24 protein-coding genes are annotated in these 25,878 nt (G+C 62.1%); 5 read left to right on the top strand and 19 right to left on the bottom strand.

Annotated features, from left to right (window positions below):
- Window positions 1-26 precede the first annotated feature (26 nt).
- From urtE to cbiE, 19 genes are all read right to left on the bottom strand, one after another.
- Window positions 27-725 (bottom strand): urea ABC transporter ATP-binding subunit UrtE, encoded by a 699-nt coding sequence (urtE, locus tag V3W27_RS20770; RefSeq protein ID WP_098966990.1) that lies wholly within the window; start codon window positions 723-725, stop codon window positions 27-29.
- A 133-nt stretch (window positions 726-858) separates the two neighbouring features.
- Complete coding sequence (gene urtD / locus V3W27_RS20765) at window positions 859-1,728, bottom strand: urea ABC transporter ATP-binding protein UrtD (protein ID WP_007950599.1); 870 nt, start codon at window positions 1,726-1,728, stop codon at window positions 859-861.
- A complete protein-coding gene (gene urtC / locus V3W27_RS20760; RefSeq protein WP_330207421.1) occupies window positions 1,725-2,804 on the bottom strand; it encodes an urea ABC transporter permease subunit UrtC in 1,080 nt (359 codons plus the stop codon). The genes urtD and urtC overlap by 4 nt, the downstream gene beginning before the upstream one ends.
- Window positions 2,804-4,306, bottom strand: a complete 1,503-nt coding sequence (gene urtB, locus V3W27_RS20755; RefSeq protein WP_330207420.1) for an urea ABC transporter permease subunit UrtB — start codon at window positions 4,304-4,306, stop codon at window positions 2,804-2,806. Before urtB ends, urtC begins: the two co-directional genes overlap by 1 nt.
- A 163-nt stretch (window positions 4,307-4,469) precedes the next feature.
- Window positions 4,470-5,735: an urea ABC transporter substrate-binding protein gene (gene urtA, locus V3W27_RS20750; RefSeq protein ID WP_027613564.1), complete on the bottom strand. Its 1,266-nt coding sequence runs from the start codon at window positions 5,733-5,735 to the stop codon at window positions 4,470-4,472.
- A gap of 329 nt (window positions 5,736-6,064) precedes the next feature.
- Complete coding sequence (locus tag V3W27_RS20740) at window positions 6,065-7,075, bottom strand: FecCD family ABC transporter permease (RefSeq protein WP_330207419.1); 1,011 nt, start codon at window positions 7,073-7,075, stop codon at window positions 6,065-6,067.
- Window positions 7,072-8,019 (bottom strand): ABC transporter substrate-binding protein, encoded by a 948-nt coding sequence (locus V3W27_RS20735; protein ID WP_115988311.1) that lies wholly within the window; start codon window positions 8,017-8,019, stop codon window positions 7,072-7,074. The genes V3W27_RS20740 and V3W27_RS20735 overlap by 4 nt, the downstream gene beginning before the upstream one ends.
- Window positions 8,016-8,804, bottom strand: a complete 789-nt coding sequence (locus V3W27_RS20730; RefSeq protein WP_027613567.1) for an ABC transporter ATP-binding protein — start codon at window positions 8,802-8,804, stop codon at window positions 8,016-8,018. The genes V3W27_RS20735 and V3W27_RS20730 overlap by 4 nt, the downstream gene beginning before the upstream one ends.
- A 113-nt stretch (window positions 8,805-8,917) precedes the next feature.
- Window positions 8,918-11,041: a TonB-dependent receptor gene (locus tag V3W27_RS20725; RefSeq protein ID WP_330207418.1), complete on the bottom strand. Its 2,124-nt coding sequence runs from the start codon at window positions 11,039-11,041 to the stop codon at window positions 8,918-8,920.
- A gap of 150 nt (window positions 11,042-11,191) precedes the next feature.
- Window positions 11,192-12,571 (bottom strand): PepSY-associated TM helix domain-containing protein, encoded by a 1,380-nt coding sequence (locus V3W27_RS20720; protein ID WP_330207417.1) that lies wholly within the window; start codon window positions 12,569-12,571, stop codon window positions 11,192-11,194.
- A 177-nt stretch (window positions 12,572-12,748) separates the two neighbouring features.
- Window positions 12,749-14,869 (bottom strand): TonB-dependent copper receptor, encoded by a 2,121-nt coding sequence (locus V3W27_RS20715; protein ID WP_183783639.1) that lies wholly within the window; start codon window positions 14,867-14,869, stop codon window positions 12,749-12,751.
- Between the two features lie 85 nt (window positions 14,870-14,954).
- Window positions 14,955-15,401: a DUF2946 domain-containing protein gene (locus V3W27_RS20710; protein WP_097089899.1), complete on the bottom strand. Its 447-nt coding sequence runs from the start codon at window positions 15,399-15,401 to the stop codon at window positions 14,955-14,957.
- 21 nt (window positions 15,402-15,422) lie between these two features.
- Window positions 15,423-15,902: a copper chaperone PCu(A)C gene (locus V3W27_RS20705; RefSeq protein ID WP_097089900.1), complete on the bottom strand. Its 480-nt coding sequence runs from the start codon at window positions 15,900-15,902 to the stop codon at window positions 15,423-15,425.
- Between the two features lie 48 nt (window positions 15,903-15,950).
- Entirely contained in the window at window positions 15,951-16,349 is a 399-nt protein-coding gene (locus V3W27_RS20700) for a DUF2946 domain-containing protein (protein ID WP_225137326.1), read from the bottom strand.
- Between the two features lie 98 nt (window positions 16,350-16,447).
- Window positions 16,448-16,738 (bottom strand): addiction module antidote protein, encoded by a 291-nt coding sequence (locus V3W27_RS20695; protein WP_003221244.1) that lies wholly within the window; start codon window positions 16,736-16,738, stop codon window positions 16,448-16,450.
- Window positions 16,739-16,741: 3 nt separating this feature from the next.
- Window positions 16,742-17,044 (bottom strand): type II toxin-antitoxin system RelE/ParE family toxin, encoded by a 303-nt coding sequence (locus tag V3W27_RS20690; RefSeq protein WP_003221246.1) that lies wholly within the window; start codon window positions 17,042-17,044, stop codon window positions 16,742-16,744.
- Between the two features lie 159 nt (window positions 17,045-17,203).
- Entirely contained in the window at window positions 17,204-17,932 is a 729-nt protein-coding gene (locus tag V3W27_RS20685) for a cobalt-precorrin-6A reductase (protein ID WP_330207416.1), read from the bottom strand.
- Window positions 17,929-19,026 carry a cobalt-precorrin-5B (C(1))-methyltransferase gene (locus V3W27_RS20680; RefSeq protein ID WP_330207415.1) on the bottom strand — a complete coding sequence of 366 codons (1,098 nt, stop codon included), beginning with the start codon at window positions 19,024-19,026 and terminating at the stop codon, window positions 17,929-17,931. Before V3W27_RS20680 ends, V3W27_RS20685 begins: the two co-directional genes overlap by 4 nt.
- On the bottom strand, window positions 19,019-20,230 hold the full coding sequence (gene cbiE, locus V3W27_RS20675) for a precorrin-6y C5,15-methyltransferase (decarboxylating) subunit CbiE (RefSeq protein WP_330207414.1): 1,212 nt from the start codon (window positions 20,228-20,230) through the stop codon (window positions 19,019-19,021). Before cbiE ends, V3W27_RS20680 begins: the two co-directional genes overlap by 8 nt.
- Before the next feature lie 233 nt (window positions 20,231-20,463).
- On the opposite strand from cbiE, the gene V3W27_RS20670 reads away from it, so the two are divergent.
- The 5 genes from V3W27_RS20670 to cobJ all read left to right on the top strand — a co-directional run bounded on the left by V3W27_RS20670 (window position 20,464) and on the right by cobJ (window position 25,588).
- On the top strand, window positions 20,464-21,120 hold the full coding sequence (locus tag V3W27_RS20670) for a hypothetical protein (RefSeq protein WP_330207413.1): 657 nt from the start codon (window positions 20,464-20,466) through the stop codon (window positions 21,118-21,120).
- Between the two features lie 119 nt (window positions 21,121-21,239).
- Complete coding sequence (gene cobG, locus V3W27_RS20665; protein WP_330207412.1) at window positions 21,240-22,538, top strand: precorrin-3B synthase; 1,299 nt, start codon at window positions 21,240-21,242, stop codon at window positions 22,536-22,538.
- Window positions 22,531-23,157 carry a precorrin-8X methylmutase gene (locus V3W27_RS20660; protein WP_103520958.1) on the top strand — a complete coding sequence of 209 codons (627 nt, stop codon included), beginning with the start codon at window positions 22,531-22,533 and terminating at the stop codon, window positions 23,155-23,157. The genes cobG and V3W27_RS20660 overlap by 8 nt, the downstream gene beginning before the upstream one ends.
- Entirely contained in the window at window positions 23,154-23,888 is a 735-nt protein-coding gene (locus V3W27_RS20655) for a precorrin-2 C(20)-methyltransferase (RefSeq protein WP_371917839.1), read from the top strand. The genes V3W27_RS20660 and V3W27_RS20655 overlap by 4 nt, the downstream gene beginning before the upstream one ends.
- Window positions 23,888-25,588, top strand: coding sequence for a precorrin-3B C(17)-methyltransferase (gene cobJ / locus V3W27_RS20650; protein WP_330207411.1), 1,701 nt, complete (start codon window positions 23,888-23,890; stop codon window positions 25,586-25,588). Before V3W27_RS20655 ends, cobJ begins: the two co-directional genes overlap by 1 nt.
- Window positions 25,589-25,878: the final 290 nt, after the last annotated feature.

The following is a 25,878-nucleotide window of genomic DNA, read 5'->3' as shown; positions in this document are numbered from 1 at the left end:
TGTAATTATCGTTAGGAAGCTACAGATTAAATTGTTACCAGACCTCGTACACCCTCGGCCTCCATATTTTCACCGCGACCCTGCTGCACGATCTCGCCCCGGGACATCACCAGGTATTGATCGGCCAGCTCGGCGGCGAAGTCGTAAAACTGCTCCACCAGCAAAATCGCCATGTCGCCCCGCGCCGCGAGCTTCTTGATCACCGCGCCGATCTCCTTGATCACCGAGGGCTGGATGCCTTCGGTGGGCTCGTCGAGGATCAGCAAACGCGGACGACTGGCCAGTGCGCGCCCGATAGCCAGCTGCTGTTGCTGACCGCCGGACAGGTCGCCGCCGCGGCGCTGCTTCATTTGTAGCAGCACCGGGAACAATTCGTAGATGAAACCTGGTACTTCTTTCGCTTCGCTGCCGGGAAACCGTGACAGGCCCATCAGCAGATTCTCCTCCACCGTGAGCCGGCCAAAGATTTCCCGGCCCTGTGGCACATAGGCGATCCCGGCGTGTACCCGCTGGTGCGGCTTGAACGTGGTAATCGGTTGGCCTTCCCAGTTCACCACACCTTCCTTGGCCGGCAACAGGCCCATCAGGCATTTGAGCAGGGTGGTCTTGCCCACGCCGTTGCGCCCGAGCAGGCAGGTGACTTCGCCGACTTTTACGTCGAATGAGAGGCCACGGAGGATGTGGCTACCGCCGTAGTACTGGTGCAGCTTGTCGACTTGCAGCATTCTCAAAATCTCCTCAAATCGCTTGTAGGAGTGAGCCTGCTCGCGATAGCGGCGTGTCAGTCAACGCCGGCTTATCTGATACACAGCTATCGCGAGCAGGCTCACTCCTACAGTTTGGAAAGGTGTTTGCAGCTCAGCGGCCGAGGTAAACCTCGATCACCCGCTCGTTGTCCTGCACCTGCTCCAGCGACCCTTCGGCCAGCACGCTGCCCTGATGCAGCACCGTCACATGGTCGGCAATCGAGCCGACGAAGCCCATGTCGTGCTCCACCACCATCAGCGAATGCTTGCCGGCCAGCGACTTGAACAGCTCGGCGGTGAATTCGGTTTCGGCATCGGTCATGCCCGCCACCGGCTCGTCGAGCAGCAGCAGTTGCGGGTCCTGCATCAGCAACATGCCGATTTCCAGAAACTGTTTCTGCCCGTGGGACAGCAAGCCCGCCGGGCGATTGACCGAGGTGGTCAGGCGAATGGTGTCGAGCACTTCGCTGATCCGGTCTTTCTGCTCGCCGCTCAACTTCGCCCGCAGACTGGCCCACACCGACTTGTCGGTCTTCTGCGCCAGCTCCAGATTCTCGAACACGCTCAGCGCTTCGAACACTGTGGGTTTCTGGAACTTGCGACCGATGCCGGCCTGGGCAATCTGTACTTCGCTCATCTGCGTCAGGTCGAGGGTTTCGCCGAACCAGGCCTTGCCGTGGCTGGGGCGGGTCTTGCCGGTGATCACGTCCATCAGCGTGGTCTTGCCCGCGCCGTTGGGGCCGATGATGCAGCGCAGTTCGCCGACACCGATGTACAGGTTCAGATTGTTCAGCGCACGGAAGCCGTCGAAGCTGACGCTGATGTCTTCCAGGGTCAGGATCGTGCCGTGGCGGGTATCGAGGCCCGGGCCGACGCGTTGGCCGAGGCCGATCGAGTCACGGCTGGTGCCTTCGTCCTTGTTCGGTTCCACGGGGAAAAACGCTGGTTCGAGCATGAATTCAGCACTCGCAGTGACTCTCATTGTTCACCTCGTTTCTTCAGCAGGCCGATCACGCCTTTGGGCAAATACAACGTCACGACGATGAACAGCGCGCCGAGGAAGAACAGCCAGTATTCAGGGAAGGCCACGGTGAACCAGCTCTTCATGCCGTTGACCACACCGGCACCGAGCAGCGGCCCGATCAGCGTGCCGCGACCGCCGAGGGCGACCCATACCGCCGCCTCGATCGAGTTGGTCGGCGACATTTCGCTCGGGTTGATGATCCCCACTTGCGGCACGTACAGGGCCCCGGCCAGACCGCACAGCACCGCGCTCAAGACCCAGACGAACAGTTTGAAACCGCGCGGGTCGTAGCCGCAGAACATCAGGCGGTTTTCTGCATCGCGCAGCGCGGTCAGCACCCGGCCGAACTTGCTCTGTGCAAGACGCCAGCCGATGAACAGACTTGCCACCAGCAACAAAACCGTCGCCAGAAACAGCACCGCGCGAGTGCCGGGTTCAGTGATGCCGAAACCGAGAATCGTGCGGAAATTGGTGAAGCCGTTGTTGCCGCCGAAGCCGGTCTCGTTGCGGAAAAACAGGAGCATCCCGGCGAAGGTCAGGGCCTGGGTCATGATCGAGAAATACACACCCTTGATCCGCGAACGGAAGGCGAAGAAGCCGAACACCAGCGCCAGCAGACCCGGTGCCAGTACCACCAGACACATCGACCAGATAAAGCTGCTGGTGCCGCTCCAGTACCACGGCAACTCCGTCCACGACAGAAAGGTCATGAACGCCGGCAAACCATCACCGGCGGCCTGTCGCATCAGGTACATGCCCATCGCATAACCGCCGAGGGCGAAGAACAGGCCGTGGCCCAGCGACAGCAGCCCGGCATAACCCCAGACCAGATCCAGCGCCAGGGCGACGATGGCGTAGCAGAGGATTTTGCCAACCAGCGTCAGGGTGTAGGCGGAAACATGCAGTGCGCTGTCCGCCGGCAACAGTGAGAGCAGCGGCAGGGCGATCAGCAGCGCGAGGATCACTGCGCCGATGGCGAGGGTGACTTTCGGCCCGGCCTTTTGCGTGGCCGTGACAAGTAGAGGCTGGTTCATCAGTCGATCACCCGTCCTTTCAGTGCGAAGAGGCCTTGCGGACGTTTCTGGATGAACAGAATGATCAGCGCGAGGATCAGGATCTTGCCGAGTACCGCACCGATCTGCGGTTCGAGAATCTTGTTGGCGATGCCCAGCCCGAACGCAGCGAGCACGCTGCCGGCGAGTTGCCCGACGCCACCGAGCACCACCACCAGAAACGAGTCGATGATGTAGCTCTGGCCCAGGTCCGGGCCGACGTTGCCGATCTGACTCAGCGCCACGCCACCGAGGCCGGCAATGCCCGAGCCGAGGCCGAAGGCGAGCATGTCGACGCGCCCGGTCGGCACGCCGCAGCAGGCGGCCATGTTGCGGTTCTGCGTGACCGCACGGACGTTGAGGCCGAGGCGGGTCTTGTTCAGCAGCAGCCAGGTCAGCACCACCACGAACAAAGCGAAAGCGATGATCACGATGCGGTTGTACGGCAGCACCAGATTCGGCAGCACTTGAATCCCGCCGGACAGCCACGCCGGGTTCGCCACTTCAACGTTCTGCGCGCCGAACAGCAGGCGCACCAACTGAATCAGCATCAGGCTGATGCCCCAGGTGGCGAGCAGGGTTTCCAGCGGTCGGCCGTAGAGATGACGAATCACCGTGCGCTCCAGCGCCATGCCGATTGCCGCCGTGACGAAGAACGCCACCGGCAGCGCGATCAGCGGGTAGAACTCGATGGCTTGCGGGGCGTAGCGCTGGAACAGCAACTGCACTACGTAGGTCGAGTAGGCGCCAAGCATCAGCATCTCGCCGTGGGCCATGTTGATCACCCCGAGCAGGCCGAAGGTGATCGCCAGACCGAGGGCCGCGAGCAGCAGGATTGAGCCGAGGGACATGCCGCTGAACGCCTGACCCAACACTTCGCCGATCAGCAGTTTGCGCTTGACCTGAGCCAGACTGGTTTCGGCGGCGGTGCGCACCCCGGCATCGCTTTCCACGCCGGGTTCGAGCAGGCCTTCGAGGCGCGTGCGGGCCAGCGGATCGCCGGTTTCGCCGAGCAGGCGCACGGCGGCCAGACGCACCGCCGGATCGCTGTCGACCAGCTGCAGATTGGCCAGCGCCAGGCTCAGGGCGGCGTGGACGTTCTCGTCTTTTTCGCCAGCCAGTTGCTGGTCGAGGAATTTCAGCTGCGCGGGTTTCGCGCTTTTCTGCAATTGCTGCGCGGCAGTCAGACGGGTTTTGGCGTCGGCGGCGAGCAATTGGTGGCTGGCCAACGCGGTGTCGATCAGACCCCGCAGGCGGTTGTTCAGGCGCAGGGTTTTCGGCTGGCCGTCGAGGGTCAATTCGCCTTGTTGCAGGGCGTTGATCAGCTCGACACGCGCCGGCTCGGGCTGCGCGGCCCAGGCTTCCAGCAGTCTGGCTTGCTGCACGGGATTGGCGGCGACGAAGTCTTCGGCGTCACCGGCAAAGGCAGTCATCGGCAACAGCAGTGCGATGGCGAGGATGAAGCGGTATAGGGTAGTCGGCATAAAGAGTCGCCTTGCGCGGACTAATGGTGGGAGCGGGCTTGCTCGCGAAAGCGGTGTGTCAGCTTGCATATAAGTTGAATGACGAACTGCTTTCGCGAGCAAGCCCGCTCCCACAGGGGGAGTATGTCGGACTGAAAGTCTTACCAGCCCGACACCCAATGGCTCAGTTGCTCTTCACCGCATAATCCGGCTTCTTGTCGTTGCCATCGATAAACGGACTCCAAGGCTGGGCGCGGATCGGGCCTTCGGTCTGCCACACGACGTTGAACTGACCGTCGTTCTGGATCTCGCCGATCATCACCGGTTTGTGCAGGTGGTGGTTGGTCTTGTCCATGGTCAGGGTGTAACCGGACGGCGCGGCGAAGGTCTGGCCGGCCAGCGCTTCGCGAACTTTGTCGACGTCGGTGGACTTGGCTTTTTCCGCTGCCTGCGCCCACATGTGGATGCCGACGTAAGTGGCTTCCATCGGGTCGTTGGTCACCGCTTTGTCGGCGCCCGGCAGGTTGTGTTTCTTCGCGTAAGCCTTCCAGTCAGCGACGAACTTCTTGTTCACCGGGTTCTCCACGGACTCGAAGTAGTTCCACGCCGCAAGGTTGCCCACCAGCGGTTTGGTGTCGATGCCGCGCAGCTCTTCTTCACCCACCGAGAACGCCACCACCGGTACGTCGGTAGCCTTCAGGCCCTGGTTGGCCAGCTCTTTGTAGAACGGCACGTTGGAGTCGCCGTTGACCGTGGAGATCACCGCTGTCTTGCCGCCGGCGGAGAACTTCTTGATGTTGGCGACGATGGTTTGATAGTCGCTGTGACCGAACGGGGTGTAGACCTCTTCGATGTCCTTGTCGGCCACGCCTTTGGAGTGCAGGAACGAGCGCAGGATCTTGTTGGTGGTGCGCGGGTAGACGTAGTCGGTGCCGAGCAGGAAGAAACGCTTGGCGCTGCCGCCTTCTTCGCTCATCAGGTATTCCACCGCCGGAATCGCCTGTTGGTTCGGTGCGGCGCCGGTGTAGAAGACGTTCGGCGACATCTCTTCGCCTTCGTACTGCACCGGGTAGAACAGCAGGCCGTTGAGTTCTTCGAACACCGGCAGCACCGATTTACGCGACACCGATGTCCAGCAACCGAACACCACGGCGACCTTGTCCTGGGTCAGCAACTGCCGGCCTTTTTCGGCAAACAGTGGCCAGTTGGATGCCGGGTCGACTACCACCGGTTCGAGCATCTTGCCGTTCACCCCGCCCTTGGCGTTGATCTCGTCGATGGTCATCAGCGCCATGTCTTTGAGCGACGTTTCGGAGATCGCCATGGTCCCGGACAACGAATGCAGAATCCCCACCTTGATGGTCTCGGCGGCCTGGACAGTCCAGGTCATGCCCATCGCGGCAATGGATGCCGTGAGTGTGAAAGCCTTGATCAAACTGCGACGCTTCATTGTGCGATCTCCATGAACGTTAAAGTTTTTTATGGTTGGCAGATGCGGACGACTGAAGGTGTGTTTTGCAAGGGCTGTGCCCGGTCGGGATCGGGCAGGAAAATGTCGGTTTAGAGCGGTTGCGCGTTGATGGGATGCACCATGAAGGAACGAGTCGCGTGTGACGGTGCATTCGTGTGCGCCAGATTAGGGCGCCGATTTCGCAAACAGTGCCATTCACTGTGGGAGCGGGCTTGCTCGCGAATGCGGTGGGTCATTCAAAAATGAAGTTGGCTGGCACGGCCTCTTCGCGAGCAGGCTCGCTCCCACAGTTTTTTATGTTTGTTGTGTCAGCGGCGGCGCATCAGGCCGATGAAGAACAGACCGCCGATAGCCGCGGTGGCAACGCCGATGGGCAGGTCTTCCGGCGCGATCAGAGTTCGCGCGGCAACATCGACCCACACCAGAAACAGGCTGCCGAGCAGTACGCAGGTCGGCAGCAGTCGGCGGTGTTCGGCGCCGACCAGACGCCGGGCAATGTGCGGCACCATCAGCCCGACAAAACCGATCGAGCCACTGATCGACACCAGCACCCCGGTCATCAACGAGGCGATCACAAACACCCGCAGGCGCACCGCGCGGGCATTCAGGCCGAGGGTGACGGCGGTCTGTTCGCCGGCCATCAGTGCGTTCAATGGCCGGGCCATGCCCAATAGCAGACCGAGGCCGAGCAACACGCTCAGCGCCGGTATTGTCAGCAACTCCCAGCGCGCCAGGCCAAGGCCGCCGAGCATCCAGAACATCACCGCCGAACTGGCGCGGTGGTCGCCCATGAACAGCAGCAGGTTGGCGATCGCCATCATTACGAACGACACCGCCACGCCGCACAGCAGCAGGCGATCGCTGTCGAGCCGACCCTGACGGTTGGCAATGCCCAGCACCAGAAACATGCTCAGCAACGCACCGATGAAAGCAGCAATCGGCAAGGTCAGCAGACCGACGATCTCACCTATGTGCAGCACCACGATCACTGCGCCGAGTGTCGCGCCGGAGGTGACGCCGAGCAGGTGCGGATCGGCAAGAGGATTGCGCGTCACCGCTTGCAGCACCGCGCCAATCAACGCCAACCCGGCACCGACCAACGCCCCGAGCAACATGCGCGGCACACGGATCAGCCAGACGATGTGTTCCTGCCCGGCGCTCCAGCTCACCTCGCCGAAACCCAAGGTCTTGTGCAGCAGAATCCGCCAAACCACGTCCACCGGCACCCGCGCCGGACCAAAGCCGAGCGACACCACGCACGACACCAGCAACAGGGCGCCGAGGGCTATCAGCAACAAGGCGTAGCGACGGTCGATCATTCGCCGTGGAATCCTTTGGCCAGGGTTTCCACCGCCAGCACGTTATCGATCCCCGGCGTGGCCTGCACGTAAGGGATGACGATGAAGCGCTGGTTCTTGATCGCATCGACCGATTGCAGCGCCGGGTTCTTCAGCAGAAATTCGATCTTCTGTTCAGCGGTGATTTCGCTGTAGTCGACGATCACGATCACCTGCGGATTGCGTTCGACCACGGTCTCCCAGTTGACCCTCGTCCAGCTCGCGTCGACGTCGTCGAGAATGTTGCGCCCGCCTGCAGCATCAATCAGCGCCTGCGGCATGCCGAGACGCCCGGAAGTCATGGCGCGGTCTTCGCCGCTGTCGTAGAGAAACACGCGCGGCTTGTCGGCGGGCAGGTCTTTGCGGATCTCGGCGACCTGATTCTGCATGTCGGCAATCAGTGCGTTGGCGCGATCCTGCACGTCGAAAATTTTCCCGAGGTTGCGCAGGTCGTTGTAGGTGTCGTCCAGTGTCGCCGCCGGGCGCTTCATCACGAAGGCGCAGGATTCGGTCAGCTCATACACGTTGATGCCCAGCGGTTGCAGGGTCTGCGGCGTGAGGTCGCCGCCGACGCGCATGCCGTAATCCCAGCCGGCGAAGAAAAAATCAACGTTGGCGTTGAGCAGGGTTTCCACCGATGGATATTTCGCAGCCAGCTCCGGCAAACCGTCGAGCAACGACTGCATCTCGGGCGTCACCGACTTCCAGCCGCTGACGCCGCTATAACCGGCCATGCGTGATTTGAGACCGAGGGCGAGCATCATCTGGGTCATGTTGATGTCGTGGCTGACCGCGTGTTTCGGCGCTTCGTTGAAGGTCACTTCGCGGTTGCAGCTATGGATGGTCAACGGGTATTTCGTGGCTTCGGCGAAAGCCTGGGCACTGCACAACAAAAGAGCGACGCAAAGCAGGGAACGCACAGTCATGGTCGGGTTATCCAGGTGATTCGCGGGTAGCCGTGGAGGGGATGGGAATCGATCAACGCCTCGACGCCGAACACGTCGCGCAGCAGCTCGGTGGTGAGTACCTGTTGCGGCGTGCCGCTGGCGACGATCCGCCCGTGGTTGATCACGTACAGTCGGTCACAGAACGCGGCGGCCAGGTTCAGGTCGTGAATGCTGGCGAGGGTGCCGATCTGCAGACGTTTGACCAGTTGCAGCAGTTCGAGCTGATAACGCGGGTCGAGGTGGTTGGTCGGCTCGTCGAGGATTAGCAATTGCGGTTGCTGAGTCAGGGCGCGGGCAAGGATCACCCGCTGCTTCTCACCGCCGGACAGGGTGGCGAACGCATGGTCTTCGAAGCCGTCGAGGCCGACGGATTTGAGCGCTTGCGTCGCCAGATTGCGATCTTCCAGCGTGTCGCCATCGAACAGGCCTTTGTGCGGCGTGCGACCCATGGCGACCACTTCTTCGACGGTCAGGCCAAAGGCATCGGGGAATTCCTGCAAAACCACGGCGATGCGTTTCGCGCACCAGCGCGAGGACTGTTTCCACACGTTGTGGTGATCGAGTCTGACCTCTCCGCTTTCCGGCTGGCTGAAGCGATAGGCGCAGCGCAGCAGGCTGGTCTTGCCGCTGCCGTTGGGACCGATCAGCCCGACAAACTCACCGGCGGCCACCTGCAACGAGGCGTCACGCAGCTGGAACTGGTGATGGCAGTGGCCGTGGCCCAGAGGAGTCCAGGCGAGGTTGGCGAGGGTCAGTGAGGTCATCTTCTACTCTGAAATATCGGGTGTTGCTGATGACGCCTTCGCGAGCAAGCCCGCTCCCACAGTGGATCGCATTTCAATGTGGGAGCGGGCTTGCTCGCGAAGGGGCCGGTGAATCAAAAGGTGTAATCGGCCGTGACGAAGAACGATCTCGGCTCGCCGAGAATCCACTGCTGGCCCGCATTGTATTGGCTTTGTGCGTACTGGCGGTCAAACAGATTGTTCAGCTGTAGACCGAGCGTGGTGTTGCGCAGGGCTTGCCACGACAGCGTCGCATCGACCACGGTGTAACTCGGCAGCTCGTTGCGGTTGGCCATGTCGGCGTAACGCGCATCGACATAACGCATGCCGGCCCCGGCCTTCAGATCATCACTGAGGTTTTTGTTCAGCCACAGATTGGCGGTGCGCCGTGGCACATCCACCGGGCGATTGCCGTTGTACGACAGGGTTTGCCCGTTGACCACTTCGGAGAAATCATCGTACCTGGCCTTGACAATCGCCGCGTTGGCCTGCAGTTGCCAGGCGTGCGGCAGTTGCAGATCGAGGCTGGCTTCCAGGCCGTTGGACGATTGCTGGCCGACTTGCTGCTTGAGCGTCGGATTACCCGGATCGTCGGTCAGCAGTTTCTTTTTGACGATGCGATAGGCCGCCAGGGTGAACTCGCCGCGCTGATCCCAGAACAACTGTTTCATGCCGATTTCTGTCTGGCGCGCGGTCGACAGGTCGTATTGCTGCTGGCTCGGACTGAGGGATATCAGGCCGCCGATGCCGTCGGTGCTGGTCGCGACCTGACCGTAGAACGAAGTCTCGGGCGTCAGGGCAAACACTAGTCCGGCCTTCCAGTTGTTGCCGGTCAGGGTCTTGTCGCTCTGGCTGTCGTCGATCAGATTGTTGCGATCAACGTGCACGTAATCACGGCGCACGCCGGTCACCAGCGACCAGCGCTCGCTCAGTTGCGTGCGGTTTTCAGCGAACACTGACATCTGTTTGGTGGTGCTGTCGAACTGGTCGCGGTACGGGTTGGCGCTTTCGAAATAGCCCGGTTGCGGGTGATACAGATCCAGCGCCTGACCGTTCGGCAGCACATCGTTGAACGGCGAGTTGCTATTGAGCTGGAAGCGGATGCGGTTGTAATCGACGCCGGTCACGGTCTGGCTGTCGAGGCCGAACAGCGAGTGCTTGAAGGTGAAGGTCTGGCGGTCGCCGACCTGCTCCTGCTGATGGCCGATGCCGAAGTAGCCACTGCGGCTGAGCTGTTGCGTGGCGGTGTCGAAGTTGTAGTTTTCGGCGTTCTGCCAGCGGCGCTGGGCCTTGAGGTAGTACAGCTCGTTGCTGGCACTGACGGCGTCGTTGATCTGCCAATCGGTGGTCAGGCGCGTCCACTGATCGTTGTAGTGCTGCTGGTCGTCGCGCACGTTGTAGTTCTTGTTGCGCAGGCTGTCCTGCAATCGGCCATTTGTCAGCGGCGTGCCGAAGTAGTTCTGCGGGCGCTGATCGCCGTAGTCGTGGGCGAGGGTGAAGGCCAGGTCGTCGGTGGCCTGCCAGCGCAGGGCGGCGCTGATGAAGTCGCTTGATGAATCACCGCGATCGATCCAGCCGTTGCTGCGCAGGCGATTGAGATTGAGGCGATAGCTCAGGGTGTCGCTCAGCGAGCCGCCGCTGTCGAACGCCTGCTGCTGACTGTCGTAGGAACCGTAGCCGAGGCGCAGGTGATTTTCGATTTCACCCTCGAACGGTTTCTTCGGAATCACGTTGACCACCGCGCCGGTCGCGCCTTCGCCGTACAGCACCGACGCCGGACCGCGCAGTACGTCGACGCGCTGCACCGACCAGGTGTCGACCGGAAAGGTCACGGTGCCCATGCCGGTGTACATGCGGTTACCGTCATACAACTGCATCACCGAACTCTGCCCGGTAAAACCGCGTGCCTGCAACGAGGTGCCGCCATCGCCCGGGGTGCCGGTGCGGCTGATGCCGGTGCTGCGCGACACGGCGTCCTGCACGCTGCGATCACCACGGGCGCGAACCTGCTCGCCGCTGAGGCTTTCGACGCTGGCCGGAGTTTCCATGGCTGTCAGGTTCAGACGCGAACCGGCGGTGGTCGGCGTGGTCAGGCTGACGTTTTCGTCATCCATGGCCGGGGCGCTGATGGTGCCGGTGGGCAGAGTCAGCGGTTGGCCATCGGCGTTGGCGTTGTTCAGGGTGAACAGGCAGAGGCTGGACAAGAGGTACTTGTTCATCGGGACGGTGAATCACTTCTTCAAAAGAAAGCCCGCCACTTGTGGTGGCGGGCAGAGCGGCCTATTTGTGTTACACAGTAACACTAAAAAATGCCGAAGTTTAAGTCCCGGCAGTTTAAAGATCTGTCTGAAACGCGCATCTCGCCTGCTTCACGTTGAAGTTGAGGCAGATTCAGCTTGGCGGCCCAGACGCGACAACAGCAGCCGATCCAGCAGCCAGACCAGCACCAGCGAAGCGCCCACCAGCGGAAAGATCACGGCCAGAGCGAGCATGATCGCCACGCCGGTTTTCCATTTCGGCAGGTCATGGCGCAGCGGCGGCACGCCGAACTTGCCCTGCGGACGCCGCTTCCACCAGATCACCACACCGCTGACGGCGCTGAGCAGAATCATCAGGCAGATCAGCAGCACGACAATCTGGTTGAAGGTGCCGAACATCTTGCCCTCATGCAGCATCACACCGATTTCCGTGGCCCGTGCCACCGCGCCGTACTGCTCGAAACGCACATCAGCGAGGACCTTGCCGGTGTACTGATCGACATGCAGGGTCGCGTCGTTGCGCGGGTCGTCGGCGAACACGGCAATGGTGAACACACCGGTTGCGGTGGTCGGCAGGGTGATGCTGTAGCCCGGTTCGACCTTGCGTTCAATGGCGATGTTCTGCACCTCTTGCAGGCTGATCGCGGGTGCGGCGGGACCGTGTTGCATGCCGCCGTGGGCCATGTGTTCGGCGTGGTCGCCGGACATCGGCATCGGCGTGTTTTCCATTGCCCATGGCACGGTCTGGCGCGCGGCGTTATTGAGGCTGCCGGCCTCGACGTCGGAGGTCGGCACGTTGTTCCACATCGCGGCCGGGAACACGTTCCACACTTGGGCGTACTGCTTGCCCCAGAAACCGGTCCAGGTCATGCCGCTGAGCAGCATCACCAGCAGCAATGCCGCGCCCCAGAACCCGGTGACCGCGTGCAGATCACGCCACAATACGCGACCGCGACTGTTCAGGCGTGGCCACAGAATCCCCGCCGCCTGACCGCGCGGCCACCACAGAAACACCCCCGACACCACCAGCACCACGCCCCAACCGGCGGCGAGTTCGATCAGGCGGTCACCGAGCGTGCCGATCATCAACTCGCCGTGAATGGCGCGGGCGACGGCTTGCAGATTTTTCTTCGCATCCTGCTCGCCAAGGATGTCGCCGTGGTACGGGTCGATGAACACATTGAGTTCATGACCCTCATTCTTCACGACAAACTGAGCGCTGCGTTCGGCGTTGGCCGGCGGCAGGTACTGGGTGATCTGGCCTTGTGGATAAGCGCTTTTCACCCGTTGCAGCAGATCATCGGCCGGCACCATGTGATGCCCGGCGGGGACGTTGAGCAGGCTGCTGTACATCAGCGAATCGAGCTGCGGTTTGAACAGGTAAATGATGCCGGTCAGGGCCAGCATTACCATGAACGGCGCGACGAATAGGCCGGCATAGAAATGCCAGCGCCACGCCATGTTGTAGAAATTCGGTTTGGGCTTTTGCATCACGTTTGCTCCGCTTGGCTTGGATCTTTTCTTTGTTCTGTATGGGGAGTTTCACCACTGCACTCCTGTGGGAGCGGGCTTGCTCGCGAAAGCGTCGTGTCAGGCGCCACCCATGCTGGATGTACCGCCGTCTTCGCGAGCAAGCCCGCTCCCACAAGGGCAGGGCGTGCCGCTCGGTTAGAAACTCATATCAACCTTGGTCCAGAGCGTGCGCCCCGGCTCATTGATCGCTTGCGGGTCGTTGGCCGGGTAGCCGAAGCCGGCGTTACCGGCCAGATTCAGATGCTCGGCGTAAGCCTTGCCGAACAGGTTGTCGACGCCGGTGCTGACCTTCCAGTTTTTGTTGATCCGGTAGGCGCCGTTGAGCGAGAACACGCCAAAGCCGCCGCTCTTGTCGTAGTCCTTGCCGACCACGTTGCCCTTGTTCTGGTCGATGCGGTTTTGCGCCGCGACCACGCGCCACAGCGCCCCGGCGCTCCAGTTGTCTTCGCTGTAGGTCAGGCCGAAACGCGCATCCAGCGGCGGCATTTGCGGCAGGGCCTTGCCGTCGCTGCTGTTCTTGCCCCAGGCGTAAGCCAGGGTCGCGTCGGCTTTCCAGTTATCGGTGAGTTTGTAGGCGGCACCGAGCTCGCCACCCATGATCCGCGCGTCGATGTTTTCCGCGCGCGAAGTGCTCATGCCCATCATCGTCGGTGTGTAGTCGAACAGGATGTAGTCGCGCACCACACCGATGTAGCCCGAGGCCCAGGCTTCGAGTTCGGCAGTCTTGTAGTTCACGCCGAAGTCGAACTGGGTGGTTTTCTCCGGTTTGATCGAGTCGAACGCATTCAGCGAGCCGGCCGGGCCGGACTTCGGTGAAAACAGCTCCCAGTAATCCGGGAAGCGCTGCGCGTGACCGAGGCCGGCGTACAGCGTGGCCGGGCTGTCAGCGAGGTCATGCTCGTAACGCACGAAGCCGCTTGGCAGGGTGTCGGCGCGGGTCTCGTCGGCGGTCGGATTTGGCCGGCTCATCATTCCCGAACCAATGCGCTGCCGGTAATCCTTGGCCGAAGCACGGTCGACCCGGGCGCCGGTAATCAGCCGATCACGGTCGGCGGCGTACCAGGTCATTTCGCTGAACACGCCGTAGTTATGGAAATCGGCGTCCTTGGTGTACGGCTGATCCTTGTAGGTGTCGATGCCCATGCCACTGCGCTGGCGATGCTCGTTGGTCTGCGCATCGAGACCGGTGATCAGCTGGATGTCGGCCCAGCGCCAGGTTGCCTTGATCCGCGCGCCGAGGGTGCGCCGGTCGACGTTGGAGGCCATGGGCCCCGCCATCATCCCGGTGCCGGATGGGGTGCGCAGGCTGTAGTTGTCCATCACGTGGTCGGCGTAGTTGTAGTAGACCTGCGCTTCGAGTTTCTCCAGTACGTCGGTGATGTTGGATTTTTCGAAGCGCAGGCCGAGGCTTTCGCGCAGGAACTGCGAACCGTCCATGCCGCGCCCGGCGTAGCGCGCTTCGCCGTCGCCCTTGCCGGCGGTGAGTTCGATCAGGGTGTCGGCGTCCGGGGTCCAGCCGAGCGCGATGTCACCGTTCCACTTGTCGTAGCGCGACGGCACGCTGTCGTTGTTGCCGTCGCGATAGTCGTCGGAGTGCGCGGTATTGCCGATTACCCTTACGTAGCCCAATGGCCCGCCGGCAGCGGCGTCGACAACTTTGTCGAAGCGTCCGTTGGAGCCGGCCAGCACGCTGGCATTCACCCGCGTGCCGAGTTCGCCGAAGCTTTCCGGCTCACGGTCGAAGAGGATCGTGCCGGCCGATGCGCCCGGCCCCCAGAGTACGGTTTGCGGGCCCTTGATCACCGTGAGTTTGTCGTAGGTTTCCGGCGAGATGTACGAGGTCGGCGCGTCCATCCGCCCGGGGCAGGCGCCGAGCAGCATGCTGCCGTTGGTGAGAATGTTCAGGCGCGAACCGAACATCCCGCGCAGCACCGGATCACCGTTGGTGCCGCCATTGCGCACCAGGGCGAAGCCGGGAATGGTCTTCAGGTAATCGCCGCCGTCACTGGCCGGCACCGGCTGACGCGGATCCTTGGGGTTGGTGACGATGGTCAACGGCGAGCTGGGAGCGATCGCGGTGATCACCGTCGGGCTGAGTTCATCAACGTGACCGGCGTGGTCATCGGCCAGCACCAACGGCGACAGCAGGACGCCGCAAAGGACGGCGGTGGCGTGCGAGAAACCAATGCGCGATGCGTTCAGCGCGAAAGACGCCTGGGCAGAACCCGAGCGTGGAACAGCAGAAAACCTGGACATGACAATTTCCATCAAACAGTCGTAAACGACACGGCCGGCAGCCTGAAGCTGTCTTCTCAACCGTGTGCAATCAAAGGTGCGGTGTTTACGCCGTGATGGGCGGGGCGCGGGTGCGGGCGCCGGGGAAGAAGGTCTGCCGGGCATGGCCCAGACGCGGGGAGGGCGGGGTGAAGGTGTTGACGTGGGCAATGCTGAACGTGGCGAACGTGCCGCCACCGGTCAGCGCCGGGCAATTGAACAGCAGGCTGCAATAACCGCACTTTTCCCATAGGGCGTGGTGCGAGGATTGTGGCAGGCAGTGTTCGGCAGCCGGTTGTGCGCCGTGCGCGGCGTGATCCATGCCCGGCATGTCCATCGCCATGTCCATGCTCATCGGCATGGAAGTCGAGGCGTGCTGATCCATCGGCATCGACTGAGAAATCAGCGGGCCGATGAAGATCATCAACATGGCGAACAGGGCGATCCAGCTACCGCGGGTCAGAGTCTGGCTCTGGCGATGCAGGCGGGATGCCCCGGCGCGTTGCAGGCGCACGGGCGTGGTCAGCCGGATCGGTTACTGGGCGTGATCGTGTGCCTGGGTATCTTGCGGAGGTTTCTTCTGCACCGCGACTTCGACGGTGACGTTACCGGCCTTCTCGAAATGCAGGGTCAGCGGGAAGCGTTTGCCGTCGCTGAGCAGGCTGCGGTCTTTCGGGTTGAGCAGCATCACGTGATAGGCCATCGGCGCGAATGTGACCTTGCCGCCGGCAGGAATCACCACGTTGGGCACCTGCTGCATCTTCATCAGATCGCCCTGCATCACGTGCTCATGGAGTTGCGCTTCGGCGGTGATTGGCGAGTCGACGCTGAGCAGGCGGTCGTCGGTCTTGCCGGGATTGCTGATCACGAAATAAGCCGCGACGGTCGGCGCGTTGGGCGGCAGCTCCTGCGACCACGGGTGAGCGATTTCCAGCTCGCCGGCCTTGTATTCGTGGGCATGGGCGAAGCACGCCGGCAGCAACAGCGCAGCGATGACGAAGAGTTTGTTCAACATGGCAGTTCTCCAGAACGATTTGATACGCAGGTCAATTGCGAGAACAAATCAAACCAGAGGCGAGGCGCGGGGATTAAGGCTCGGCCATTGCTGGCGCGGTGTCGGTGTTTGCAACGAGGGCGGCGCCACGCTGCGATTGCTTTCGTAACGGGCGAAATACAGCTGCGGCGTATGGCCCGGCAACGCCACCAGCGGCGCGGAACCCGAGCAGCACCAGCAATGCTGCATGTTGGAATGGCTGTCGTTGGACGGGGCTTTCTGCTCCGAGGTGCCGATGTTGATCGCCACCATCTTCGTCCCGCTGCCGGTGCAGAAACTGCTCCACAGCAACTGTTCGGCCGGTGAACTGGCCGCCTGCGCCATCGCCCCGGTCATCGGCATGGCGAGCATGTTGAACAGCACTGCGAAGCAGGCGATCCAGGCAAATGCAAGCCGGTGTCGGTTCATGGGACAGATCCGTTGGGTGGGCGATCAGGCGCGGGCTATTTAGCCTGATCAGGGCCGATAAGTAAAAAGGCGTCGTGCGGTATGGTGTCGCAGATCAATCACACCGCGACGGCGTGCAATCTCAAACCCAAAGCCTTCATGACCTTCATGATAGTTGCGAATTCGGGGTTACCAGTGCTGCTCAGCGCTTTATAGAGACTTTCACGACCCAGGCCAGCATCACGTGCCACCTGTGTCATGCCCTGGGCTCGGGCTATGTCATTCAGTGCTGCACGGATGAGTACGCCATCGCCTTCATCATCATCAAAGCAAGCGTCCAGATAAGCCGCCATGTCCTCGGGGGTTTTAAGGTACTCGGCGGCGTCGAAACGGGTGAATTTTTCGGTCATGACTTACTCCTCATTACCGATGCTATGTGCCATTTGTACGGCGCGCTTGATATCACGCCGTTGTGTCGATTTGTCGCCGCCGATCAACAGCAGATAAATCACTTCGTCTCGACGAGTGAAGTACATCCTGTAACCAGGGCCGTAGTGAACACGCATTTCGTAAACGGTGTCACCGACAAATCCGCAATCGCCAAAGTTGCCATGTTCGGCTGCTCGAAGTCTGGAGATGATTCGGCCTTTGCCGATGATGTCTTTCAACGAGTCGAGCCATTCGGAAAATATACGGGATCGTTCAAGTTCGATCATGTCAGGATTGTATTCCTTGGGATACAGTCTGGCAAGCCGCTTTTTAGCGCTTGTCTGTCTGTATGGATTAAAGGAACCGAAGTATTGGGTGAGGGGATAGCTAGGGACAGTCGGCTGCTTCTTCAAATCAAGCCGGCTAATTCGCAGAAAAATTCGAAATCAGGAAAATTCTGACGTAAGCAGGGAAGCGAGGACTTCAGACGTCGTCAGAAACTCCCGATCAACTCCCGGCAATACCGGCCGCTTCAACACCATCACCGGCACCCCCAACTCCCGCGCTACTTCCAGCTTCGGCTCGGTCGCGGTGCTGCCGCTGTTCTTGCTGATCAGCACATCGATCTGCCGGCGTTCGAACAACGCTCGTTCTTCCTCAAGCAGAAACGGCCCACGGGCGCCGATGACTTCGCAGCGTTCGTTACCGGGATAAGCGTCGAGGGCGCGCAGGGTCCAATACTGGTTGGCAGGGATTTCGTCGAGGTGTTGCAGCGGTTCGCGGCCGAGGGTGAACAGCGGGCGGCGGAACGGTTTGAGGGCTTCGATCAGTTCGGCCCAGTCGCTGACTTCACGCCAGTCGTCGCCCGGCTGCGGCTGCCATGCGGGGCGGCGCAAGGCCCAGCAGCGGATGCCGGCGAGTTGTGCGGCGATGGCGGCGTTGTGGCTGATTTGCGCGGCGTAAGGGTGGGTCGCATCGAACAGCAGGTCGATGCCTTCAGCGCGAATGAATTGCGCCAGACCTTCGGCCCCGCCGTAGCCGCCGACGCGCACCTGGCAGGTCAGGTCGGTCGGCACCCGGCCCACGCCGGCCAGACTGTAAATGTGTTCTGGCCCCAGCGTACGGGCGATGGCCAACGCCTCGGTGACGCCGCCAAGCAACAGAATGCGTTTCATGCAAAACCTCCGGCGTGGCCGACAATGCCGCCCTGGCGATCAATCGCAAACACCTCGACCTGCACCTGCGCCGGCACCACGCTGCAGGCGAAATTCAGCGCGTGGCGGCAGACCTCATCGCCGAGGGCAATGCCCGCCGCGCTGGCCATCGCCAGGGCCTGCTGGCTGGTGTTGGCTTCACGAATGCTCTGCTGCAACGCCTGATCAGCGCCAATCGCCGCCGCCCACTCGGACAGTTGCGGCAGGTCGATACTCGAATGCCGCGAGTGCAGATCCATGTGCCCGGCCGCCAGTTTGCTGATCTTGCCGAAGCCGCCACACAGGCTGAGTTTATCCACCGGCACTTTGCGCAGATGCTTGAGCACCGCGCCGACAAAGTCGCCCATTTCGATCAAGGCGATTTCCGGCAGGTCGTAGACCCGGCGCATGGTGTCTTCGCTGGCGTTGCCGGTGCACGCGGCAATGTGCAGATAGCCATTGGTTTTGGCGACGTCGATGCCCTGATGGATCGAGGCGATGTACGCCGCGCAGGAAAACGGCCGGACGATGCCGCTGGTGCCGAGGATCGACAAACCACCGAGAATGCCCAGGCGCGGGTTCATGGTTTTCAGCGCCAGCGCCTCGCCGCCCTCGACGTTGACCGTGACCTCGAAACCGCCGGCATAAGCGCTTTCGGTGGCGAGCAGCGTCAGGTGGTCGCTGATCATCTTGCGCGGCACCGGATTGATCGCCGGTTCACCGACGCCGAGTACCAGCCCCGGCCGGGTCACGGTGCCGACACCTGCGCCGGCAATGAAGCGAATCCCCGGCTCGGCCAGCAGCCGCACGTGCGAATAGAGCAGCGCACCGTGCGTTACGTCCGGGTCGTCGCCGGCGTCCTTGATCGTCCCGGCCTCGGCGCCGTCGGCGGTCAAGCGGCAAAACTCCAGGCGCATCTGCACTTGTTTGCCTTTGGGCAGAACGATCTGCACCGCATCCGCCGACGTACCGCCGAGCAGCAGGCGGGCGGCGGCGAGGCTGGTAGCGGTGGCGCAGCTGCCGGTGGTCAGGCCGCTACGCAGGGGCGCGGGTTGTTCGGCGGTTTCGTCACGCATCGAGGGGTTTGACCAGATCCAGCAGGGTAATCGGCAACGCCTGACGCCAGGTGTCGAACTCGCCCAGCGGTTGCGCCTGGGCAACGTGAATTCGGGTCAGTTCGCCGCCGTGGCGTTCGCGCCAGTGCATCAGAGTGACTTCACTTTGCAGGGTCACGGCGTTGGCAACCAGTCGGCCACCGGGCTTGAGTTGTTCCCAGCAGGTTTCAAACACGCCTTCGCGGGTCACGCCGCCGCCGATGAAGATCGCGTCCGGGCGCTCCAGCCCGGCAAGGGCCTGCGGCGCACGGCCACGCACCAGGTGCAGACCGGGTACGCCCAACGCGTCGCGGTTGTGTTCGATCAAGGCCTGTCGGCCTGCGTCCGCCTCGATGGCGATGGCGCGACAGCTGGGGTGCGCGCGCATCCATTCGATGCCGATCGAGCCGCAACCGCCGCCTACATCCCACAGCAGTTCGCCGGGGATCGGCGCGAGGCGGGCGAGGGTGATGGCGCGGACATCGCGTTTGGTCAGTTGGCCGTCGTGCTGGAATGCCGAATCGGGCAGTCCGGCAAGACGTGACAGGCGCGGTGCCTGCGCATCGGCCAGGCATTCGATGGCGATCACATTCAGATCGGCAATCGCCGGGTCATTCCAGTCATTGGCAGTACTTTCGAGGCGCCGTTCGGCATCGCCGCCCAAATGCTCAAGCACAGTCAGGCGGCTGCCGCCAAAGCCGCGCTCGCGCAGCAGCGCCGCGACTGCCGCCGGACTGTGCCGGTCATTGCTCAACAGCAACAGGCGCACCCCGCTGAACAGCTGCGCATTGAGTGCCGCCAGTGGTCGCGCCACCAGCGAGAGGGTGACCACCTCCTGTAACGGCCAGCCGAGCCGGGCGGCGGCCAGCGAACAGGAAGAGGGCGCGGGCAGGATCAGCATCTCGACACTCGGCACGTGCCGCGCGAGGCTGGCGCCGACGCCGTAGAACATCGGATCACCACTGGCCAACACGCACACCGCTTCGCCGCGCTGCTCCAATACCGGCGCGAGGGAAAACGGACTCGGCCACAATTCGCGTTCGCCACGAATGCACACCGGCAGCAAGTCCAGTTGCCGCTGGCCGCCGATGATCCGCGAGGCGCCCATCAGGGCTCGCCGGGCATTTTTGCCCAGGCCCTTGAAGCCGTCTTCACCGATTCCCACAACCGTCAGCCAGGGTGTCATGCCGTTCCTTAATCCTGAGTAGATCTTCACGGGCGGCATGATAACGCGACTGCCGGCACCTGACGCAGGTCTGTCGTCGCGGCGTGTCGAGAACAACGCGGAAACTTAATGTCGAGTAATAGTGATTTTTTCAACTTTCGTTTTTGTTAGTTTGATTCCAAGTCAGTTCTTTTTAATAAGTCTGGCGCAATGAAGCTATAAAATTAATACGTGCCAAGTTGGCAGGGAGCGATATGGATATCAATTCAGCTACACGTTTAAGTCAGAGTAATGCAGTTGCCGTTAATAATATGTTGTTCACCGGGCTGGAGGGGCGCGCAGAGGCCGATAACAGATTTGTGAGGAACTGCATTTATCTCGCCCAGATCGCGGCGGACAAGCGTTGTGACAGCAGCCTGCACCCTGCAGAGTGGTTCGATTACTTTGCCGGGGGCCTTTGGTCATGTGGCTGGAACCTGGAAGAGAAGCCGGTCGTGCTGGTCCAGGAGGCGTTTTCCGGAAGTGTGCAGGAGGCGTGGCGGCGGTTGACAGCCCCCTTGCTCGCGCGCGGTCAATTAGAGCAGGTTGAAGCCGGGCTGGCAGCACTGGAAAGAGATACAGCACTGCTGCAAAAGTTTACCGCTTTGAGTGGAAAAAGCTTCACTTCGCATATTGTGCCGGTCAGTAAGAATGCCAGCGGCGAGTTGGTTGTGGTGCTCAGCCATATCCGCTTTTTCAAGTTGGTATTGAGTACCAACTACCTGTTCTGGCAGGTCCATCAACCGATGTCGCAACTGGACATCCGCGCCAGGAGAATGGTGATCAATCGCCGGGACATCGACAAAAACCGGGACGTTGTAGATCAGGCGATTCGCGAGAGCGTGGCCGACCTTGAGGAGGTCGAACTCTGAAACGCCGCAGTTTCCGACCGGCAGGCATTTTCATGCGCTCGGGCAAAGCAGGCATAATGGCGACCTTTCGCCCACCACAGCGCTGCCAGCCAGCCGGTCATCCCTTGAACGAACGCTCTATGTCCACCGCTTTGCGCCCCTCGGCTTGTCCGGGGTTGCTGCGTATTGTCCAGGCGCTGGATGGCGGTATCTGCCGGATCAAGCTCAATGGCGGCTCGATCACTGCTGATCAGGCCGACGCGGTGGCCGATGCCGCCGAGCGTTTTGCCAGTGGCGCGATCGAGGCGACCAACCGCGCCAATCTGCAGATTCGCGGCATCGGCGAGCAGTCCGCGGCATTGGTCGACAGTTTGCTGGCCGCCGGGTTGGGGCCGCAAACCGCAGCGGGCGACGATGTGCGCAACCTGATGCTCAGCCCGAGTGCCGGGATTGATCGGCAGTTGCTATTCGATACCCGGCCTCTGGCCGAACAGATTCTGGCGACATTGCAGACGCATCCGCACTTTCACCAGTTGAGTGCCAAGTTCGCCGTGCAGCTGGACGGCGGTGAGGCGTTGGCGATGCTCGAGCATCCGCATGATCTGTGGCTGTCGGCGTTCGAACGTGACGGTGAAGTGTTGTTGGCGTTCGGTCTGGCCGGCTGCCCGACCGATCGTGCGGCCGGTGCCGTGAGCGTGGAAAACGGCCATGCACTGGTGGTCGCGGTGCTGGAGTTGTTCCTTGAGCTGGCTCGGCCGGAGCAGACCCGCATGCGCCATTTGCTCGATGAACTGCCGCTGCTGGCGTTTCTCGAACAATTGCGCGAACGCGTGGCGATCAAAGCTGCCGTCGCTCGACAGCGCACACCGATGGCGGATGCGCTGCATATCGGTGTTCACGCGCAAAACGCTGACGACCGGGTATATGTCGGTGCGGTGCCGGCGCTCGGCCGTCTCGATCCGGCCATGCTGCGGGGCGTGGCCCAGCTGGCTCGCGAGTTCGGAGATGGCAGCCTGCGTTTCACCCCTTGGCAAAGTCTGCTGCTGCCGAACGTGAAGCCCGCCGACCCGGGGCGAGTCCTGCAACACCTGAGTCAATTGCACTGGCTGACCGACACCCGCGAGCCGCTGTCCCGGCTGATTGCCTGCACCGGCTCCAGCGGTTGTGGCAAAGGTCTGGCCGATACCAAACACGACGCGCGGCTGCTGGCGACGTTGTTGCCACAGGCGCAGCACGTGCACCTGTCCGGTTGCCCGCGCTCTTGTGCGGCGGCCCATTGCGCCCCGGCGACATTGCTGGCGGTCAGCCCCGGTCATTACGACCTTTATTTTCGCGATGCAGCGCTGCCGGGTTTCGGCACGCTGCACGCACGCAACCTTACTATTGAAGCGGCCGCGATCCTGCTCGACGCCCGCTCACGGAGCCCCCTTGATGCTTGATTACATCCGCGACGGTCAGGAGATCTATCGCAACTCCTTCGCGATCATTCGCAGCGAGGCCAATCTGGCGCGCATCCCGGCCGATCTGGAAAAACTCGCGGTGCGGGTGATCCACGCCTGCGGCATGGTCGAGGCGGTCGATGGTCTGCAGTTTTCCGAAGGTGCCGGCAAGGCCGGGCGTGATGCACTGGCGGCCGGTGCGCCGATCCTGTGCGATGCGCGGATGGTTTCCGAAGGCGTGACCCGTGCGCGTCTGCCGGCCAATAACCAGGTGATCTGCACCCTGCGCGACGACAGCGTGCCGGAGCTGGCCCGTGAGCTGGGCAACACCCGCTCGGCGGCCGCGCTGGAACTGTGGCGTCCGCATCTGGAAGGCAGCGTGGTGGTGATCGGCAACGCGCCGACCGCGCTGTTCTATCTGCTGGAAATGCTCGACGCCGGCGCACCGAAACCGGCGCTGATTCTTGGCTTCCCGGTGGGCTTTGTCGGCGCCGCCGAATCGAAAGCGGCGCTGGCGGCTGACAGTCGCGGCGTACCGTTCGTGATCATGCAGGGTCGGCTGGGCGGCAGCGCCATGGCCGCCGCAGCAGTCAATGCCCTCGCCACGGAGATCGAATGATGCAGGCCAAAGGACGTCTGATCGGCCTCGGCGTGGGCCCCGGTGATCCGGAACTGATTACCGTCAAAGCCCTGCGTCTGCTGCGCGAGTCTCCAGTGGTGGCGTACTTTGTCGCCAAGGGCAAGAAGGGCAATGCGTTCGGCATTATCGAAGCGCACCTGCAGGACGCGCAGAATCTGTTGCCGCTGGTGTACCCGGTGACCACCGAAGTGCTGCCGGCGCCGCTGTCCTACGAGCAAGTGATCAGCGATTTCTATGATGATGCCGCCGAAGAAGTTGCGGCGCATCTGGACGCCGGGCGCGACGTTGCAGTGATCTGCGAAGGCGATCCGTTCTTCTACGGCTCCTACATGTATCTGCATGACCGGTTGTCCACGCGCTATGAAGCCGAAGTGGTACCGGGCGTGTGCTCGATGCTCGGCGGCGCCTCGGTGCTCGGCGCGCCGCTGGTGTATCGCAACCAGAGCCTGTCGGTGCTCTCCGGCGTGCTGCCGCATGAGGATCTCAAGCGCCGTCTGGCCGACGCCGATGCGGCGGTGATCATGAAACTGGGACGCAACTTTCCCAAAGTTCGTGCGGTACTTGAAGAACTCGGTCTGGCCGAGCGGGCGCTGTACGTCGAACGCGCGACCATGGCCAATCAGAAGATCGTGCCGCTGGATCAGGTCGAGCCGATGTCCTCGCCGTACTTCTCGCTGATCATCGTCCCGGGCGAACGGTGGCAAGGTTGATGACGCCATCCACACCGGCCATTGTCATCCTCGGACAAGGCGCGCTCGCTACCGCACGGCGGATCCAGCAGTTGTATCCGACAGCGCAGATCCACGGCCTCGCCGGACGCGTCGAAGGCGCCGACTGCAGCTATCAGGAATTCGGCGCGACCCTGCGTGAGTTGTATCAGCAAGACACACCGATCATCGCCCTGTGCGCGGCTGGTATTGTCATTCGCACCCTGGCGCCGTTGCTGCTGGAGAAGGGCGCTGAGCCGGCGGTACTCGCTGTTGCTGAAGACGGCAGCGCCGTGGTGCCGCTGCTCGGCGGCCTCGGCGGGGTGAATGTCATGGCCCGGGAAATCGCCGCCGCATTGCAGGTCGCAGCGGCGATCACCACCAGTGGCGAATTGCGCTTTGGCACTTGCCTGCTCAATCCACCCAGCGGTTATGCGCTGGCTGATCTGGAGCTGGGCAAGCGTTTCGTTTCCGATCTGCTGGCCGGGCACAGCGTGCGCATCGAAGGCGCGGCGCCGTGGCTGGATCAGGCGCAGTTGCCACAAGATCCGCAGGCGCAGCGCTCGATTCATGTCGGCAGTGCCGAGCGTGTCGCGAGCGCCAACGAGTTGCTGATCTATCCCCGCAGTGTGGCGGTGGCGGTGAGTGCGCAGTTGGACGATCTGCCGCATGCCGTGCGCGCCGCGTTGCAGCAGGCCGGGGTTGCGCAGCAGTCGCTGGCCTGTCTGCTGGCGGCTGACACTGAAATGGCGTCGGCCAGACTGCGTGAAGCCGCCCTCGAACTGGGGGTGCCGCTGCGCTTTCTCGCGGCGCAGAAAGACCTCGGCGAGTTGGCTCGTCAGGCACTGCCGCAGGCCGCGATCAGCAATACCAACGGTCTGGCGATTGCGCGGGCCGAACAGCCGCTGGACGTCGCGCAGATCGGTCGGCAGCGTGGGCGCCTGGCGGTGATCGGCCTTGGCCCCGGCGCTGCCGAGTTGATGGTGCCTGCGGTCAAGGCGGAACTGGCGCGGGCCACCGATGTGCTCGGCTACGAAACCTATGTGCGCATGGCCGGCCCGTTTCGCGATGATCAGGTGCAGCACTGCACCGACAATCGCGAAGAAATGCAGCGCGCCCGCCACGCGTTCCGGCTGGCGGCCGAGGGGCGTTCGGTCATCGTGGTCTCATCCGGCGACCCCGGCGTGTTCGCCATGGCCGCGGCGGTGCTCGAAGCGTTGCACGAGTCGACCGACCCGAAATGGCACAGCGTCGAGCTGGAAATCCTGCCGGGGGTGTCCGCCTCGCTTGCCACGGCTGCGCAAGCGGGTGCGCCGCTGGGGCATGATTTCTGCGTGATGTCGCTGTCGGACAACCTCAAGCCGTGGTCGATCATTGAAAAACGTCTGGATCTGGCGGCCGAGGCCGATCTGGCGCTGGCCTTCTATAACCCGATTTCCCGGGCACGCCCGTGGCAATTGGGGCGTGCGCTGGAAATCGTCGCGCAGCATCGCAGCGCGGCAACACCGGTGGTGCTGGGGCGCGACATCGGTCGCCCGGGGCAAACCCTGCGCGTGACGACACTGGGGCAACTGACCCCGGATCAGGTGGACATGCGCACCATGGTGCTGGTCGGCTCTTCAACGACTTGCACCTTCCCCAAGGCTGAAGGTGGCGAGTGGGTCTACACGCCGCGCTGGTACGGCGAAAAGCCCCAGTCCTGAGCCGTTGGCGAGGGAGCTTGCTGCCTCGCCAACCGCGATCTCCCGCACAGATTGTTTCCGGATCTGACCGCGTCATATTGTTCAACGCGACCTGTACGATCTGCTCCGCTTCTGTGTGAGAGCTTTCTCTTTGCTTACATTCTGTTCGACTTATCTTGAATACTGATAGACAGACCTGAAATTGCAGCCTTGGTAATTTCGCGTTCTGCTCGGGTGCGTTTGATTTATATATTGATTGTAGAAATAACTTGTTGCCGTTACATGCGTTATCAGTTGTTTTTTAGTTGTTG

It is taken from the genome of Pseudomonas sp. AM14(2022) (assembly GCF_036346455.1).
GTDB lineage: Bacteria > Pseudomonadota > Gammaproteobacteria > Pseudomonadales > Pseudomonadaceae > Aquipseudomonas > Aquipseudomonas putida_A.
The sequence above is the reverse complement of the archived record's forward strand: the minus strand, read 5'-3'. Positions and strand labels throughout refer to the sequence as shown.

Coding starts and splice junctions, on each gene's coding strand:
- V3W27_RS20735 (WP_115988311.1), bottom strand. CDS start 8,019: ATGACTGTGCGTTCCCTGCTTTGCGTCGCTCTTTTGTTGTGCAGTGCC.
- urtB (WP_330207420.1), bottom strand. CDS start 4,306: ATGCCGACTACCCTATACCGCTTCATCCTCGCCATCGCACTGCTGTTG.
- V3W27_RS20695 (WP_003221244.1), bottom strand. CDS start 16,738: ATGACCGAAAAATTCACCCGTTTCGACGCCGCCGAGTACCTTAAAACC.
- V3W27_RS20700 (WP_225137326.1), bottom strand. CDS start 16,349: ATGAACCGACACCGGCTTGCATTTGCCTGGATCGCCTGCTTCGCAGTG.
- V3W27_RS20670 (WP_330207413.1), top strand. CDS start 20,464: ATGGATATCAATTCAGCTACACGTTTAAGTCAGAGTAATGCAGTTGCC.
- urtD (WP_007950599.1), bottom strand. CDS start 1,728: ATGAGAGTCACTGCGAGTGCTGAATTCATGCTCGAACCAGCGTTTTTC.
- V3W27_RS20680 (WP_330207415.1), bottom strand. CDS start 19,026: ATGCGTGACGAAACCGCCGAACAACCCGCGCCCCTGCGTAGCGGCCTG.
- V3W27_RS20715 (WP_183783639.1), bottom strand. CDS start 14,869: ATGTCCAGGTTTTCTGCTGTTCCACGCTCGGGTTCTGCCCAGGCGTCT.
- V3W27_RS20705 (WP_097089900.1), bottom strand. CDS start 15,902: ATGTTGAACAAACTCTTCGTCATCGCTGCGCTGTTGCTGCCGGCGTGC.
- cobG (WP_330207412.1), top strand. CDS start 21,240: ATGTCCACCGCTTTGCGCCCCTCGGCTTGTCCGGGGTTGCTGCGTATT.
- urtC (WP_330207421.1), bottom strand. CDS start 2,804: ATGAACCAGCCTCTACTTGTCACGGCCACGCAAAAGGCCGGGCCGAAA.
- urtE (WP_098966990.1), bottom strand. CDS start 725: ATGCTGCAAGTCGACAAGCTGCACCAGTACTACGGCGGTAGCCACATC.
- V3W27_RS20685 (WP_330207416.1), bottom strand. CDS start 17,932: ATGAAACGCATTCTGTTGCTTGGCGGCGTCACCGAGGCGTTGGCCATC.
- V3W27_RS20740 (WP_330207419.1), bottom strand. CDS start 7,075: ATGATCGACCGTCGCTACGCCTTGTTGCTGATAGCCCTCGGCGCCCTG.
- V3W27_RS20720 (WP_330207417.1), bottom strand. CDS start 12,571: ATGCAAAAGCCCAAACCGAATTTCTACAACATGGCGTGGCGCTGGCAT.
- V3W27_RS20725 (WP_330207418.1), bottom strand. CDS start 11,041: ATGAACAAGTACCTCTTGTCCAGCCTCTGCCTGTTCACCCTGAACAAC.
- V3W27_RS20660 (WP_103520958.1), top strand. CDS start 22,531: ATGCTTGATTACATCCGCGACGGTCAGGAGATCTATCGCAACTCCTTC.
- V3W27_RS20655 (WP_371917839.1), top strand. CDS start 23,154: ATGATGCAGGCCAAAGGACGTCTGATCGGCCTCGGCGTGGGCCCCGGT.
- urtA (WP_027613564.1), bottom strand. CDS start 5,735: ATGAAGCGTCGCAGTTTGATCAAGGCTTTCACACTCACGGCATCCATT.
- cobJ (WP_330207411.1), top strand. CDS start 23,888: ATGACGCCATCCACACCGGCCATTGTCATCCTCGGACAAGGCGCGCTC.
- cbiE (WP_330207414.1), bottom strand. CDS start 20,230: ATGACACCCTGGCTGACGGTTGTGGGAATCGGTGAAGACGGCTTCAAG.
- V3W27_RS20730 (WP_027613567.1), bottom strand. CDS start 8,804: ATGACCTCACTGACCCTCGCCAACCTCGCCTGGACTCCTCTGGGCCAC.
- V3W27_RS20690 (WP_003221246.1), bottom strand. CDS start 17,044: ATGATCGAACTTGAACGATCCCGTATATTTTCCGAATGGCTCGACTCG.